This is a genomic window from Streptomyces sp. NPDC052023, assembly GCF_044548465.1.
Lineage (GTDB): Bacteria > Actinomycetota > Actinomycetes > Streptomycetales > Streptomycetaceae > Streptomyces.
Map to the genome: position 1 here is coordinate 1 of NZ_JBIUBW010000029.1, position 13,551 is coordinate 13,551.

At 68.5% G+C, this 13,551-nt stretch carries 18 protein-coding genes; 8 read left to right on the top strand and 10 right to left on the bottom strand.

Annotated elements, in window-relative coordinates; all coding sequences use genetic code 11:
• Positions 1–903: 903 nt before the first annotated feature.
• Genes ACIHCM_RS34680 through ACIHCM_RS34695 form a run of 4 tightly spaced genes read right to left on the bottom strand, consistent with a single transcriptional unit; the run spans position 904 to position 2,860 of the window.
• Positions 904–1,089 (bottom strand): DUF397 domain-containing protein, encoded by a 186-nt coding sequence (locus ACIHCM_RS34680; protein WP_399905081.1) that lies wholly within the window; start codon positions 1,087–1,089, stop codon positions 904–906.
• Positions 1,086–1,949, bottom strand: a complete 864-nt coding sequence (locus ACIHCM_RS34685) for a helix-turn-helix domain-containing protein (RefSeq protein ID WP_399905084.1) — start codon at positions 1,947–1,949, stop codon at positions 1,086–1,088. Before ACIHCM_RS34685 ends, ACIHCM_RS34680 begins: the two co-directional genes overlap by 4 nt.
• A 7-nt stretch (positions 1,950–1,956) precedes the next feature.
• Positions 1,957–2,481 carry a DUF6879 family protein gene (locus ACIHCM_RS34690; RefSeq protein WP_399905088.1) on the bottom strand — a complete coding sequence of 175 codons (525 nt, stop codon included), beginning with the start codon at positions 2,479–2,481 and terminating at the stop codon, positions 1,957–1,959.
• On the bottom strand, positions 2,459–2,860 hold the full coding sequence (locus ACIHCM_RS34695) for a hypothetical protein (protein ID WP_399905091.1): 402 nt from the start codon (positions 2,858–2,860) through the stop codon (positions 2,459–2,461). Before ACIHCM_RS34695 ends, ACIHCM_RS34690 begins: the two co-directional genes overlap by 23 nt.
• Before the next feature lie 273 nt (positions 2,861–3,133).
• On the opposite strand from ACIHCM_RS34695, the gene ACIHCM_RS34700 reads away from it, so the two are divergent.
• The 7 genes from ACIHCM_RS34700 to ACIHCM_RS34730 all read left to right on the top strand — a co-directional run bounded on the left by ACIHCM_RS34700 (position 3,134) and on the right by ACIHCM_RS34730 (position 7,669).
• Positions 3,134–3,658: an ATP-binding protein gene (locus ACIHCM_RS34700; RefSeq protein WP_399905235.1), complete on the top strand. Its 525-nt coding sequence runs from the start codon at positions 3,134–3,136 to the stop codon at positions 3,656–3,658.
• Complete coding sequence (locus tag ACIHCM_RS34705) at positions 3,655–3,888, top strand: hypothetical protein (protein WP_399905094.1); 234 nt, start codon at positions 3,655–3,657, stop codon at positions 3,886–3,888. Before ACIHCM_RS34700 ends, ACIHCM_RS34705 begins: the two co-directional genes overlap by 4 nt.
• Before the next feature lie 296 nt (positions 3,889–4,184).
• A complete protein-coding gene (locus ACIHCM_RS34710; RefSeq protein ID WP_399905097.1) occupies positions 4,185–4,919 on the top strand; it encodes a hypothetical protein in 735 nt (244 codons plus the stop codon).
• Positions 4,920–5,284: 365 nt separating this feature from the next.
• Complete coding sequence (locus ACIHCM_RS34715; RefSeq protein ID WP_399905098.1) at positions 5,285–5,659, top strand: DUF6415 family natural product biosynthesis protein; 375 nt, start codon at positions 5,285–5,287, stop codon at positions 5,657–5,659.
• Positions 5,660–5,745: 86 nt separating this feature from the next.
• A complete protein-coding gene (gene tgmA / locus ACIHCM_RS34720) occupies positions 5,746–6,039 on the top strand; it encodes a putative ATP-grasp-modified RiPP (RefSeq protein WP_399905101.1) in 294 nt (97 codons plus the stop codon).
• On the top strand, positions 6,036–6,983 hold the full coding sequence (gene tgmB / locus ACIHCM_RS34725) for an ATP-grasp ribosomal peptide maturase (RefSeq protein WP_399905104.1): 948 nt from the start codon (positions 6,036–6,038) through the stop codon (positions 6,981–6,983). The genes tgmA and tgmB overlap by 4 nt, the downstream gene beginning before the upstream one ends.
• Positions 6,980–7,669, top strand: coding sequence for an rRNA adenine N-6-methyltransferase family protein (locus tag ACIHCM_RS34730; RefSeq protein ID WP_399905107.1), 690 nt, complete (start codon positions 6,980–6,982; stop codon positions 7,667–7,669). Before tgmB ends, ACIHCM_RS34730 begins: the two co-directional genes overlap by 4 nt.
• 29 nt (positions 7,670–7,698) lie before the next feature.
• On the opposite strand, the gene ACIHCM_RS34735 is transcribed toward ACIHCM_RS34730, so the two are convergent.
• The 5 genes from ACIHCM_RS34735 to ACIHCM_RS34755 all read right to left on the bottom strand — a co-directional run bounded on the left by ACIHCM_RS34735 (position 7,699) and on the right by ACIHCM_RS34755 (position 11,402).
• Positions 7,699–8,697, bottom strand: a complete 999-nt coding sequence (locus ACIHCM_RS34735; protein WP_399905110.1) for an IS481 family transposase — start codon at positions 8,695–8,697, stop codon at positions 7,699–7,701.
• A gap of 447 nt (positions 8,698–9,144) precedes the next feature.
• Complete coding sequence (locus ACIHCM_RS34740; protein ID WP_399905113.1) at positions 9,145–9,645, bottom strand: hypothetical protein; 501 nt, start codon at positions 9,643–9,645, stop codon at positions 9,145–9,147.
• Positions 9,646–9,746: 101 nt separating this feature from the next.
• Positions 9,747–10,175, bottom strand: coding sequence for a hypothetical protein (locus ACIHCM_RS34745; RefSeq protein ID WP_399905116.1), 429 nt, complete (start codon positions 10,173–10,175; stop codon positions 9,747–9,749).
• 100 nt (positions 10,176–10,275) lie between these two features.
• Positions 10,276–10,830 carry a transposase gene (locus ACIHCM_RS34750; RefSeq protein ID WP_399905119.1) on the bottom strand — a complete coding sequence of 185 codons (555 nt, stop codon included), beginning with the start codon at positions 10,828–10,830 and terminating at the stop codon, positions 10,276–10,278.
• Positions 10,800–11,402, bottom strand: coding sequence for a transposase (locus ACIHCM_RS34755; protein ID WP_399905122.1), 603 nt, complete (start codon positions 11,400–11,402; stop codon positions 10,800–10,802). Before ACIHCM_RS34755 ends, ACIHCM_RS34750 begins: the two co-directional genes overlap by 31 nt.
• A 95-nt stretch (positions 11,403–11,497) precedes the next feature.
• Here ACIHCM_RS34755 and ACIHCM_RS34760 point away from each other — a divergent pair, with 95 nt between their 5' ends.
• A complete protein-coding gene (locus tag ACIHCM_RS34760; protein ID WP_399905125.1) occupies positions 11,498–12,637 on the top strand; it encodes a three-Cys-motif partner protein TcmP in 1,140 nt (379 codons plus the stop codon).
• A gap of 33 nt (positions 12,638–12,670) precedes the next feature.
• On the opposite strand, the gene ACIHCM_RS34765 is transcribed toward ACIHCM_RS34760, so the two are convergent.
• A complete protein-coding gene (locus tag ACIHCM_RS34765) occupies positions 12,671–13,429 on the bottom strand; it encodes a DUF5131 family protein (protein WP_399905128.1) in 759 nt (252 codons plus the stop codon).
• Positions 13,430–13,551 lie beyond the last annotated feature (122 nt).

The following is a 13,551-nucleotide window of genomic DNA, read 5'->3' on the forward strand; positions in this document are numbered from 1 at the left end:
CAGTCAATGATGATGTTGCAGACGGGTCGTGTGACCTGCTTTGCGGCCACAGGCGACTCTGTTGCTCCCTTCCGTCAGGCAGTGAGTCCGTAGCGGAATCGTTCGAGGCTGCCGCTGCGGGGGCGGTCGAATGGGCCGCCGGCCCCACCCTCGGCCCGTAACAGTGGGCGAACACGGCCACATCGACCTGTCCGGCCAGCCAGGCCGGTGCCGCGACCGCGAGGGCCTCCAGAGCCGCCCCCACGCTCTCCCCGGCGAGCTCCAGCCGGTCCAAGTCCCGCACCGCGCTCATCACATGGGCGGAATCGGTGCACTGCTTGCCCCCGGCGGCCACCAGGCCCCCGTCCGTAAAGTGTTGAAGGAGCCGGTCGAAGCCACCCGCTCCATGCCATGACCGGCCATCCGGGTACGGAACCGACTCAGCACGCCGGCACCGAAGCCCGTGTCCGTCAGCCCGGCCCCGAGCCCGTACTTCCAGTCGACCGCCCGCACCACCATCGCCGCGGCCCGCCGGTCGGTAAGGTCATCCCGCGAACTGCAACCCCGTGACCAGTGACAACACTCCCGGTAACAGTCCCGGGGCACCGCGCACCCCGAAAGCCCCGGCAAACAGCTCGTCAGCGAAGACCCCCGCGAACCGCTCAAGCACCCGCATCGCCAGACTCCCCCGTCGGAACGCCACCCCGAGCCACCACCGCGGACTGCGCCGGAACCTCCGGCAGCCCCCACGACCGCACCGACACCCGCACCACCCCCACGACCGCACGACACAACAGCGACCGCATCAACGATCATCCCCCGCCCACCATCACCCCCCACCACATTGCGCAGCACAGTCCGAGCCTGACGTCCGCGCCGCGCATGGAGAGCCGTGGAGCCCAGCTTCCGGCGCCTCTGGGGGGCTTACAGCTGCTTGGCGTGCTGCACGAATGCTGCCCAGGCGGCTGGCGAGACATAGACGGCCTCGCGACTGCGTTCCTTCGTGTCCCGCACCATGACCGCGTCTGGGTCGTTGTCGGCGACCTCAACGCATGTGTCCTGCGAGGTGTAGGAGCTTGTATGCCAGTTCGGCTTCTCGGGCAAGGTCACGCCTCCTGGTCGGTTGGCATCCGGTCGAAGTGCTGAATGGCGGTGAAGATGATGTCGCGGACGGCTTTGCCGTAGACCGCTGACTGCCGCAGGAGGGCAAACGCCTTGGCGTACAGGTCGATCTCTCGGGGCTGGGAGACGGACAGTTCCGCCGAGTAGGTCTCGACGAGGACGAGCTTGTCGTCGAACATTGAGAACGAGTTGCCCGGCCAGATCGCAGCGGGCGCAGACCGGGGCACGATACCGAGGCTGAGTCTCGGTAGCCGCATCACCGCGAGCAGGCGGTCGAGTTGTCCTTTCATCACGCCAGGGCCGCCGAAGTTGGTGTACAGGGCTTGTTCGCCCAGCAGCACGTTGAAGATTCGCTCGCCTTGGTAGAGGTACTGCTGGCGTTCCAGCCGCTTGGCTACAGCCGCCTCGGAGTCGTTGGGGATCTCGTAGTAGCTGACGACTTGCTCAAAGACCTTGGCGGCGTACTCGGTGGTCTGGAGCGTTCCCCACACGACGGTGGGGTGCCAGATGCGGAATACTTTGGTCCTGGCATACACGGGGATGGCTTTGTGCTGCCGGCTCTCCGCGCCGGCCTGGAGTTGGCGGCGCCACTCGAGCCATAGTTCGTCGACGTGGCGGACGATTGCGATCAGGTCGCCTATCTGGTCGTCCTGGCCAGTGATCGCGCACCAGGTACGGATGTCGTCCTCGCTCGGGCGCTGCTTGCCGTGCTCGATGCGTGAGACCTTCGACTCGTGCCATGTGGTGGCCTGCGCGAAGGCCCGGCCGCTTTGGAATCCGGCGTCCTTACGGAAGCTGCGCAGCCGGGCCCCGAGCGCTTGCAGTGCTTCATCTACTTGGGTACTCACGGGTGGTTCAGGGCTTGTACTCGGCGTGGGGAATGGCGCGGGTCCAGAGCAGGTCCCGCAGGCGGGCGCACTCGGCGACGGCGCTGGGGTCATTGATGATCTGCGAACCGAGTACTCGGCCGTCCTGATCGAAGTGGCCGACGGCGAGGAGCTGGTCGTCGTAGAGCCACCAGTCCTTCCTGTCGAAAGGGAAGGTGATGCCGTCCGGGAGGAGGTGGCGGGGCAGCCAGCGGATGATCTCGCCGGCCTCCTCGTTCAGCGGCGTGGTGGCGTACTCCCACTGGATGTAGGGGCTCAGGGGCTCGGTGATGATCCGGACGCGGCGGACGGTCATGCCGCGCCCGGTGGTCTGCTGCATGAGCTGGGTCCAGGACCTCAGGTAGGCGTAGTCGACGTCGTCGCCGTTGAGCCAGCTCTGAAACGGTCCCTCCTCACCGGGCAGGGAGTAGTCATCGCGCAGCTCCAGGTGGAACGCGTCACGCTGGAAGCGCTCGAAGAGCCGGTTGCGTTCAGCGCTGGAGATCAGCTCCACGCGTTTCCTCCCATAGAGCGGTGATCGCCGGCTTCGGTACCTCGACGCAGGTCTCGTAGTGCGGGATCGACATCTGGGACAGGGCCCCTGCGTCGGTCACCGTTTTGCCCTGGACGACGCATGTGCCCTGCGGGGTCAGGATCATGATCGGGGCCTGGACACGCTTGATGTCTCCGGCCGGGAGTCCATCCTTGATCAGGTGCTGGAACAACTCGGTGGGCACCTCCACCGCTGTGTCGCCCTCGGGCACATCGAGCTGCATCAGCAGCTCGTTTGCGAAGAGTTGCCAGCCTTGGACGATGTAGCTGTCCTGGTCGGTCGCGTAGAGCGTCGGGCAGTCGCCGCTGGTGGAGTTGGTGCCAAGGAACCGTAACTTCATGGCCTTTCTCCTGTCCTCATTCTTGCTCCGGTTTGCGCGACATACCGATGGTCGGTAAGCCCGTCCAAGCCCGTCAACCGGCTTGCTGCAAACTCACGCAAGCTTGTTGGGAGTTGAGTGGCAGTAGCCCTACGGTCGTCATCACTCGCCGGGACAACCGCTTCCACCCCGCTCAGGCGCCCGCTTTTTTCAGCCCGGCGACATGGAGGAGAGCCCAGCTCTGCGTCCCCCTGACAGGGCCGGACGCCCCACGCCGGAGGGACGACCTTGACCATGACCGCCACAAAACTCAACCAACGCGGCATGCCAAGCTACACCGTGCTGCTGCCGTGTGAGCCTGAGTCAGTGCAGCGCGCCAGACGCCTCGTGGCCAGCGCCCTCAGCGCGTGGGGCATGAATGCACTGGCCAGCGACGCGGAGTTGATCGTTTCTGAACTGCTGACGAACACGATCGACCACACGCCCTGCCGCACGGCACGAGTGATGATCAAGCGCCTTCGAAGGCACCGGGTCCGTGTATCCGTCGCCGACACGTATCCAGCAACGCCCTCACTCTCCCCGGCTGGCAGCACCTGTGAACGAGGTCGTGGCCTGATGCTCGTGGAAGCGCTCAGCTCGCAATGGGGATATGACCGGCACCCCCATCGCAAGACCACGTGGGCTGAGCTGCTCCTGCCGACCACACACCCGTCACCGCTTGCCCCCACTGACCATCCGGCGCCCCCGACAGCGGACCAGCCCACCGCCGCTTCGGGCGTTTCCGCCCCAAGGGCGAAACCCGAGGAGGCGGCCCGGTGAGCCGAGCAGTGGTGTGCCACAAGGAGTGGACCCTCCAACCCGACCACGAGCCGGACGCCGAACCCACCACCTACGCGATGCAGTGCGCAGTCTGCGGCGAGAGCTCAACTACCAGCGCCGACTTTTCCGAACCGCAGAACTGGGTGTTCGAGCACGGCGGCCGCAACCCCTCTCACCACACCTACCGCGAGATCATCACCCGCCCATGGCGGGCGTGGTGGAAACCGTGATTGGCCGCACCGTGAACTGGCTGGCCCGCTACACAGGACCCCTGCTGATCGTGCTGATCTCCGCCTCGTGCGGATTCGTCATTGGCGTCGCCGTCGCCACTGTCCCGGACCGCCCCTTGAGTTCCCGCCCCTGCCGGGATGCAGGCGATCAAAAGGTTCCCCCGCCCCGGGGCAGCCCCGGCAGGGGCGGGTCGCAAGCCCCGCTCCGGGCGGATCAACCGCACGCCTTGGACAGGTCGAGCGCCGTCCGGAGCGGGTCCGCAAGGCCCCTCAGTCCACCGGCATCAGGAGGAGCAATGCCGAACAACACCGCCACCACTCCCACGACCGGGCCGGCCCAGGCCGCACTGGTCAAGGCACGCCGCCGGATCCAGACCGCCCACGAGCGCGGCGTCACCCCGTCCGACGGCGGCAGCACCGGCCGTACCACGGCAACGACCGATGAGGGAGGAGACGCGTTGTCACCGCTGAATGAGGCGGCGCACCTTGGCCAGGACGAGCGCCTGGCCCAGATGTTCCACCGCCACCACGGCCACGTCCCCGCCGCCGTCCCGGACCCGGGCCAGCTGATCTGCTGGCGCGACGTCAACACCATCCTGGCCACCCACCGCCTGCAGCCACCCCGATTCCGCCTGTCCGCCGACCGCGAGATGCTGCCCGCCCACCGCTACACCGCCCCGCACGGGAACGCAGCCATCAGCGAGTGGCGGAGCAGCCACGGCGTGGCCCTGCTGACGGCCGGCGTCGCGTGGGACGCTGTGCCCGTGCCGTACGCGGTCTTACGACCGGACTTCGATCGCGCCATCACGCCCCAGGAGCTCGCTGCTCGGCTGTCGGACCTGAAGCTGGCCGGGTTGGTGTTCTGCGACCCGTACCGGCCGTTCGTGTACGCCTCCGCGTACGGAACGGGGAGTGGCCGCGCGACCTCACCCCGGCCGGGGTCGAGTGCCTGGGCGGCACCCAGCCGTACGTCCACCACGTGGGCGTGCCCCGCCGGGAGAATGTTGCGCCGCCGGGCCCGTACCGGCTGACGCCTCCCCACACCACCCACACGCGCCACGCCGACCCCACCTGTTCCGGGTACTGCATGCGCTCGTACACGACACGGCAGCGCCGGAGCAGGTAGACGCGCCGCAGGTGATCGTGTGAGCGGCGGCCGGGACCCGTTAGGGGCCACGCTCGCCGCGTTATGGGCGGCCGGCCACGTCGCCGCCGCCACCCTCCTCGGCGTCAGCGTCCACGAGCAGGTGACCGACGTCCCGGACACGGCGGCCGCCGAGCAGGACGCCCCACCGTCGCCACCTCGGTCCTCCCCGGCCGCGACGGCCGCATAGACCGGCGTCGGCCGTGCGTGTCCCCCCGTCGCGCACGGCCGGCGCCTACCCACCTTTCCGCAATGACCGTGAGGCAGCACGTGACCACCACCACCAGAGCCAGCTCCGGGTCGGCGCCCATCGACGTCCCCCTCATCCGCGACACCTGCGAACGGGCCCTGTGGGGTCCGGCGCTGCCGCCAGGTGAGGATCGAGCAAACCTGGTGGGCTGCCTCCGCGGCCACGCCCGCCTGCTCCTGCCGGAGGTCGAGCAAATGCTCCCCCGCATGCAAGGGGAGCACCGGCGCACCGCTGAGCACGTCATCACCTCCGCCGGCCGCGCCCTGGACATCGACATGGCCACCGCATGGCAGGCGGAGTCGATGCACGACCTGGCCACGGCCGTCCGGGCGCTGCTGACCCTGCACGACTTCCCCGGCCCGTTGGACAGCCCGTAGACCCCCGCCCCAGGGCTTCCCACCGTGGACAGGTCGAGTCCCGGGGCGGGTCCATCAGCACATTCGACTGACAAGAAAGTCCCCGAATGTTCGCTCACTCCGACAGACTGCCGGTGTCCTCTCCGGTGCCGTCAGGCGCGGTCACCCCGCTGCCGTGGGGCGTCCGCCGCATGGCCCCCTACCCGACGATGGCGCCCGCGTACGCGCACGCCATCCTGGACCCGGCCACCCAGACAACCATTTTCCTCGACGCCGACTGGCGCGTGCTGGAGATGGGAAAGCACGGAACGAGCACCGGCACCAGCCCGTCGACAGGCACCAGCCCGGACGGCAACGGGGGCACGCAGGACTCCGACACCGGTTCCGACTCGGACCAGTGACCGACTCGCGTCCGGTGTTGATCGTCACCAGCCTGTACGACCCCACCGCCGACGTGGTGATAGGTGAGCTGCACGGCCGGGGTGTCCCGGTCGTGCGGTTCGACTCCGGGGACTTCCCCGCATCACTGTCGGTGGAGGCCGAGATCACGCCTGACGGCATCCAGAGCACGATCACCACCCCCTCCCGGACGGCGGACCTGGCCGCCGTCCGTGCCCTCTACTACCGGCGGCCCTCCGGGTTCGCCTTTCCCCACCTGAGCGAGCAGGACACGCGATTCGCCGTCACGCAGGCCCGGTACGGGCTCGGCGGGATCCTCGCCGCGCTGCCCGGCTGCCTGTACGTCAACCATCCGCACCGCGTCGGCGACGCCGAGTTCAAACCGTCCGGCCTGGCCGCTGCGGTCGGCGCCGGGTTCGATGTGCCGCCCACGCTGATCACCTCAAGTCCGCATGCCGCGCGGGCCTTTGTCGAGCGGCACGGCCCGGTCCTCTACAAGCCGCTGTCCAACCCGGTGTACCGGGTCGACGGAGTCTCGAACGTCGTCGGGGTCTCGGAGGTGACGGCCGGCGACATCGACGGCCGTGTGGCCGGGACAGCCCACCTGTTCCAGCAGGTCGTGAAGAAGACCGCCGACGTCCGTGTGACGGTCATCGGCCCGGCCACGTTCTGTGTCCGTATCAACTCCGACCTCCTCGACTGGCGGACCGACTACAGCCGCCTGCGCTACACCCCCGCCCCGGCGCCCCCACAGATCGAGCTGGCACTCCACGCATACATGGACCACTTCGGCCACTTCTTCGGCGCATACGACTTCGCCGTGGGCCCTTACGGGCAATGGTGGTTCCTCGAATGCAACCCGTCCGGTCAGTGGTACTGGCTGGAGGAGGAAACAGGCCTGCCGACGCTGGCAGCCGTGGCCGACCTTCTGGAGAGGACGCCGTGAGCGACCAGGCCCAACTGCTGCACAAGCAGCTCATCAACGCCGTGACCGCGAGCGGCGACCTCCGCACGGAGCCGTGGCGACGCGCGGCGGAGGCAACCCCCCGGCACGAGTTCCTGCGCGGCGGATTCTTCCGCCGGGCCGAGGGACCGGGACCGACCGCCTGGGAGCCTGTCCTGAAGGACGACGCGGGATGGCTCCAAGCCTGCTACACGGACGAGCCGCTGGTGACGCAGATCGCGGGCACCATCCTGCCCTCCGACATCCGCGGGCAGATCATGCAGCAGCCGACGAGTTCCAGCACGCTGCCCTCCCTCGTCCTGCGCATGCTGGAGAACCTGCGGGTGCACGACGGCATGAACGTGCTGGAGATCGGCACGGGCACCGGCTACTCCACCGGCCTGCTCTGCAACCGGCTGGGCGACCAGCACGTCACGTCGATCGAGTACGACGAGGATGTGGCGGTCCGGGCACAGGCCTCCCTCGGGCGGCTGGACCTGTACCCGACGCTCATCACCGGAGACGGCCTGCTCGGCCACGGGCAAGGCGCGCCGTACGACCGGATCACCGCAACGTGCGGTGTGCGGAACGTTCCGCCGGAATGGCTCAAGCAGACGCGGCCCGGCGGCATCATCCTCGCGACCATCAACGGCTGGCTCGCCGCCTCCGAGCTGGCCCGGCGACAATGAACGACGACGGCACAGCCACCGGGCCCCTGCTAGGTGTACTGACCCGTGAGGTTGGGGACGCGGCTGGCGGGTGGTTGGCCTTTCAGCGCGGTGTGTCCGCGGTGGTGATTGTAGGTGTGCAGCCAGCCGGGGAAGGCGTCACGCCGTTCCTGCTCTGAGCGGTAGGGACGGGTGTAGGCCCACTCGTCCAGCAGCGTCCGGTTGAACCGCTCGACCTTGCCATTGGTCTGCGGTCGGTAGGGCCGGGTGCGCTTGTGCGTGATGCCGGCCCGGGCGAGCGCGTCGCGCCAGTCGCGTGAGCGGTAGCAGGAGCCGTTGTCGGTCAGCACCCGCTCGACGGTGATCCCGGCCTGGCTGAAGAAGGCGTGGGCTCGCTGCCAGAACCCGGTGGCGGTCTCCTTCTTCTCGTCTGCGTGGATCTCGCTGTAGGCGAGGCGGGAGTGGTCGTCGACGGCGGTGTGCAGGTAGCTGTAGCCGAGGTTGGGGCGGCCGTGGCGGGTGCGGGGCCGGGTGGGATCGCGGTGTGCGGAGCTGTTGCGGCCGCCCTGGGCCCTGCCGTGGACCTTGTGCCCGCCGCCGTCGGGGATGTTGCCCAGTTTCTTGATGTCGACGTGGACAAGTTCGCCGGGCCGCTCGCGTTCGCAGCGGCGCACGACACGGCCCGTGGCCCGGTCGAGATGGGACAGACGGGCCAGGCGGTAGCGGGTGAGGACGCGGTGCACGGTCGAGGGCACCAGGTGCAGGAAGTGCGCGATGCGGGCCGGTCCCCACCTGCGCAGCAGGCGGACCTTGATGATCCGCCGCTCAATGCGGGTGGGAGTACGGCCAGGGCTGTGGCGGGGCCGACTGGAGCGGTCCGCCAAACCGGCTTCTCCGTGCCTGCGGTAGCGGTCGGCCCATCGCTGGGCCGTGGTGGGCGAGACCTGGAAGCGTTCGGCTGCCCGCCGAAGCGGCCAGCCTTCCTCGACCACACAGCGGGCCAAGCGCAGGCGGCCGGTCTCGGTCAGGGGTGCATTACGGTGGGACACGAGGGCCTTTCTGGTCGGTGTAGACGTCGCAATCCACACCGAACCCGGAAGGCCCTCACCTGTTCAAGATCCCTCGACCGAGACCTGGCTCACCTGTCCACAACCTCCCCGGACAGAACAGCGCGTCGATAACCCCCTGGACGTTGGGGCCAGGCGCCGCCTCATTTGTGGGTGCTGCCCCTCCGGCCACAAGGTGTCCCTGGAAAGCTGGTCCAGTTGCACGGCGCCCGGCCGCCCCTGATCACCGGGTGCTGGACCGCCGCCAGTCATAGACGCGCGGGCCCTCGGCACCGTCGCCGCCTGAAGTCAGCCCGCTTGTCGCCGCCCCCCGCGTCCCCTGTGCGGATTCGGCTGCCTGTCGTTGCGCGCGGGCCGGGTCCAGGTGCTGACAGTGCTGCCGCGGGTGGCGGCGGCCGCGGCCTTGAACGGCACGCGCACCAACGTATGTCAGTCCACGTCCTCCAGGATGCCCGCCTCTTCGTCGGTGAGGCTGTCGAAACAGGACTCCTTCGTCGCCATGGCGGTGGATTCGACCCAAGGGTGCATGCTGCTGTGCCGGGCGTTCAGGATCCAGCCCCGCTTCTTGTACGTGGCTATGACGTAGACACCGCCGTTCTCCGTCGGCACATCCTCGGTGGGCGTCGTCTCCTTCCAGCCGTGGGCGCCCAGGTTGGCCAGCATGGCGGCGAACTGCCGACGGGCCTTCGCAGCGGTTGCCTCGGAGGCGCCCGTGGCATCGTCGGACGACCAGGTGACCACACAGGGTGACAGCCGGGCCGCGAGGGCTGCCACCTTCTGCTCCTTCTCCGTGGCCGCCGCTCCGGCCGAGTGGCGGGGCTTCGGGAAGCCCGCTTCGGTCTCTCCCTCGGGGAGACCGGCCGCCACGACGGCAGCGTCCATCTCCTGACGTACGGTGTCCTGCCCGAAGGGCGCCTGCGTCGAGGGCACGGCGGCGGATCGGGCGGGGTGTTCAACGGCGTCTCCGCAGCCGGCGACAAGCACCAGCCCGGCGACGGCAGCCGTCCATCCGGCTGCACGCGCAAGGCGACTCACCAGTCGTCGCCGATGTCGAAGTTGGCGGCGATCGGCATCCCGTCGTCCGCGAGCACCACCACGAGGTAGCCGTCGGCCCCGGTCAGCCCGGTGTAGAGCCGTTCGGCCAGCTCCGAACTCGCGACGTTCTCGGACCGTGAGATCACGGTGAGTATCGCGGGCACCTGGTCCAGCGCTCCCGAGCCTGGTTCGCGCGGGCCGGAGTACAGGGAAGCGCTCAGGTCGTTGTTGTCGAACCAGTAGATGTATCCGTTGTGGTCGTCGGGTGTGATCGTGCCACCGTCGAACGGTGTTCCCAGGATGCGGGAGACGTCCGCCCACAGGCGGTCGCCGAATTCTCCGCTCCGGAAGCCGTCCGGCTGCGCGGGCCCGACATAGAAGTCGAAGTCCTTCTTGTAACCGTCGTACTGCGCGAAATCTGTCATCGGAATCTCTCTTCAGGTTGCCATGGACGGCGGGGAGCCGCCGCCCGCCGAGGCGGGCGGCGGCTCCCCGTTCCGGAGGATCGGCCTAGTGCTGAATTCCTCAAAGGCGGTACACATATTGGCGGCGTAAGCGCCTGGTGGGCGGTGCGGGTCTGCCCCGGATCCAGGGTCTGGCGCGGGTGTTGAGCTGGTCGGTGGCGACGCGGGTGGCGTGGGCGATGTGGTCGCGATCGCCGAAGGAGCGGCCGGCCAGGGCTGTTTTGCGGAAGATGCGCCACCAGCCCTCTTGCAGGTTGAGCCAGCAGGCGCCGACCGGGATGAACACGTGCCTGATGCGCGGGTGGTCCTCCAGCCAGGTCCGGGTGGACACGCTGTTGTGGGAGGACAGATTGTCGGTGATCACGTAGATGTCCCCGTGCGGGTTGGCGTCCTCGACCAGCTGGAGGAACTGCTGGTAGAAGGCACTGTTACGGGAGGTGGCCGTCATCGTGACCTCGTGGCCGTCCCGGACACGTAAGGCGCCGTAGACCCAGGTCTTCTCCGGTCCGCGGGAGTAGTCGATCTCGTTCTTGATGCGGTGTCCGTCCGGTGACCAGCCCGGTGTCGGCGGGAATGCGCGTGGGATCACCGGGCCGAGTTCGTCGGCGCACCCCACTGTCGCGCCGTTGGGCGGGCTGGTGTAGAGCTCGACGATCCGCGTCCTTTTCCCTCGAAGTCCGGATCCTTCGACCGGGTCCAGGACCGCGTCCGGCGCCAGCGCACACCCTCGGCCAGCAAGATCCTGCGCACCTGGGAACGGCCCACCTGGATGCCCAGCTCCTGAGCGGCTGCGGCCAGTGCGTCCAGGGTCCACTCCGCCGGCCCAGTCTCGTCCGGCGCCCACATCTCGTTCGACGGCTGGACCTCGAGCCGACCTGGCGGCGTCAGCTTGACCAGGCCGACGATCCTCGAGCGCTCGGCCTCGGTGATCCTTCGCTTGCGTCCCTGCCCGCCCAGATCCTCCAGTCCCTCCAGCCCGCAGCGGTTGAAGCGGTGCAGCCAGCGGCGCACCGTCTTCTGGCTGCACCGCAGCTCATCGGCGATCTGGGGGACCAGCCATCCGTCCCAACTCAGTTCCACCATCCGGCACCGCTCCACCACAACCTTCGGCGCCTTTCTGGCCGACGCCAGGCGGTGGACCACCGCTTGCTCGCCCTCGTCACGGCCCAGCCGTGCCCGTAACACCATGACCCAGCACCCGCCCCCGAGTACCCGCAACCGCCCCGCTACCAGCAGCTATACCCACCGAAAGCGGAATTCAGCACCAGGGGTGCGGCTGGCGCATGCCCGCCCATCGACCTGGAGGGGCCGGGATGGGTGTGTTATGGAAGCTGGAACCGGCTACGGCCGCCAAGCATCGCCTGTGCCAGCGCTATTTGGACGCCTGGTGGCCCATTCTGCTGCAGACGTCCCAGCGCACCGGATACTCCCGCCCCCGTGTCACGCTCCTGGACGCGTTCGCCGGTCCTGGCCGCTACCAGGACGGAGAACCGGGTTCGCCCGTCTTCATTCTCGAACGCCTGCTGAACCACAGCGCGGTCAACCGCATGCGCCTCAGCCCCCGGCGTGTGCACCTGATCTTCATCGAGAAGGACCATGCCCGGCACCAGCACCTGCTGGGTGAGCTCCACACCCGCTTCGGACCGTTGCGCGACCTGCCGGTCCACATCGAGGTCCAGCGCGGCGACGCCGGCACCGACAGCGTGTCCCTGCTGACCCAGCTGGGTGCTTGGGGCCAGCCCATCCTCGGCATCTTCGACAGCTGGGGCAGCGTCAATGTTCCGCTGGATGTGATGCGGCGCATCGCCCGCAACCCCTCCAGCGAGGTCGTCACCACCTTCGGGCCCAACTGGTTCAGCCGACGCGAGAACCTCAACCCGGACGTCCTCGACACCGTCTTCGGCGGCCGTGCATTCTGGACGCCTGCTGATGCAGAAAGCCGCCCCGGCGAGCGGTGGCGTGTGTGGCTGTCGACCTACCGGGACGCCCTGCGCCGGTCGGGCTTTCCCTACCAGCTGCAGTTCGAACTGGTCCCCCGCACCGGACAGCCGCTCTACCTTGTCTTCGGAACAGGCAGCACCGCCGGTGTGAAAGCGATGAAGGAGGCCATGTGGAAGGTCGACGACCGGGACGGTGAGAGCTTCCGCGACCCGCGTACGCGCGGTGCGATCCCTGATGGTCAGATCGACCTGTTCCAGGCCGCTGGGCTCGCCGACACCGAACTGCTGGAACTGGTCGCGCAGCGCCTGTCGATGGGGCCAGCGACGGTGGAGACGGTGGGCGAGTGGTTGTTGACCGAGACCTCGCGCTGGATGCCGAAACACGCCCTGCAGGCCATACGGGAGATGCGGCAAAACGGCCAGGTGACCCTGCTCTCCAGTGGGAAACTCACGACGAAGAGCCAGGTCAGCCTGCCCGCCTGAGACGCCCTCCCGCGATGAGGCGGGCAGGGCTGGTCACACGTGGACGCGTGGCCTGGGGTATTCACGGACCCGCAGCGGGGCGGGGAACCGGCTGATCTCCTTGTGGTGCTTGCCCCAGCGGGAGCCGAGCTGCTTCACGAACGTGGCGCAGCCGGACTGGCGGGAGCTGGTCACCACATCCTGTGCCCAGGCCAGGTCCATGGGGCGGGCTCCGGGCCCGGATTCTCCGCCCACGATCACCCAGTCGATATCCGTCAGGTCCAGGCCGGTCAGCGGGCCGAGCAGCGGCTCGCACGACAAGAACCGCACCGCGGCTGGCACCTGGCGCAGGTCCTCGATGCGGGGCAGTTCTCTGGCGCTCTCCACCGAGACCCCCATCCACAGATTCGCCGGCCACTCCAGCCGCCCAGCGATTTGCCGCAGGCGCCGGGCGCGTTTGGTGAGGACCTGGTAGGTGTGCTGCGGCGTCTCAGCGATCACCGCAAAGACCTGCCGCACATAGTCCAGTGGCACCCGGGCGTGGAAGAGGTCGCTCATCGAGTTCACGAACACCGTCCGCGGACTCTTCCACCCGTAGGGTACGCGCAAGGTGTCAGGGTGCAGCGTCAGTCCGAAGCCGGGACCGGACGTACGCGGATCACCGTCGGCCTGGTACTTGGGCGAGCCCATCGCCTTCAGCCGCTTCGCCAGCGTCGGCGCATAGCAGTGATCGCAGCCGGCGGAGACACGGTCGCAGCCCGTTGTCGGGTTCCACGTCGCCTCGGTCCACTCGATCGCGCTGCGGTCACTCACCGGCCGGCCCTCCATCCCCTCGAACCGCGCCTCGCCCCGCCTGCAGGATTCCCGCCACTGTCTTCCCAACGACCCGGCTCATCCCCGGTCACCGGCAGTCGCCCGCACCCCGTGCGCCGTAA

Coding starts and splice junctions, on each gene's coding strand:
- ACIHCM_RS34695 (WP_399905091.1), bottom strand. CDS start 2,860: ATGAAGTTACGGTTCCTTGGCACCAACTCCACCAGCGGCGACTGCCCG.
- ACIHCM_RS34700 (WP_399905235.1), top strand. CDS start 3,134: ATGACCGCCACAAAACTCAACCAACGCGGCATGCCAAGCTACACCGTG.
- ACIHCM_RS34710 (WP_399905097.1), top strand. CDS start 4,185: ATGCCGAACAACACCGCCACCACTCCCACGACCGGGCCGGCCCAGGCC.
- ACIHCM_RS34715 (WP_399905098.1), top strand. CDS start 5,285: ATGACCGTGAGGCAGCACGTGACCACCACCACCAGAGCCAGCTCCGGG.
- tgmA (WP_399905101.1), top strand. CDS start 5,746: ATGTTCGCTCACTCCGACAGACTGCCGGTGTCCTCTCCGGTGCCGTCA.
- ACIHCM_RS34745 (WP_399905116.1), bottom strand. CDS start 10,175: ATGACAGATTTCGCGCAGTACGACGGTTACAAGAAGGACTTCGACTTC.
- ACIHCM_RS34755 (WP_399905122.1), bottom strand. CDS start 11,402: ATGGTGTTACGGGCACGGCTGGGCCGTGACGAGGGCGAGCAAGCGGTG.
- ACIHCM_RS34760 (WP_399905125.1), top strand. CDS start 11,498: ATGCCCGCCCATCGACCTGGAGGGGCCGGGATGGGTGTGTTATGGAAG.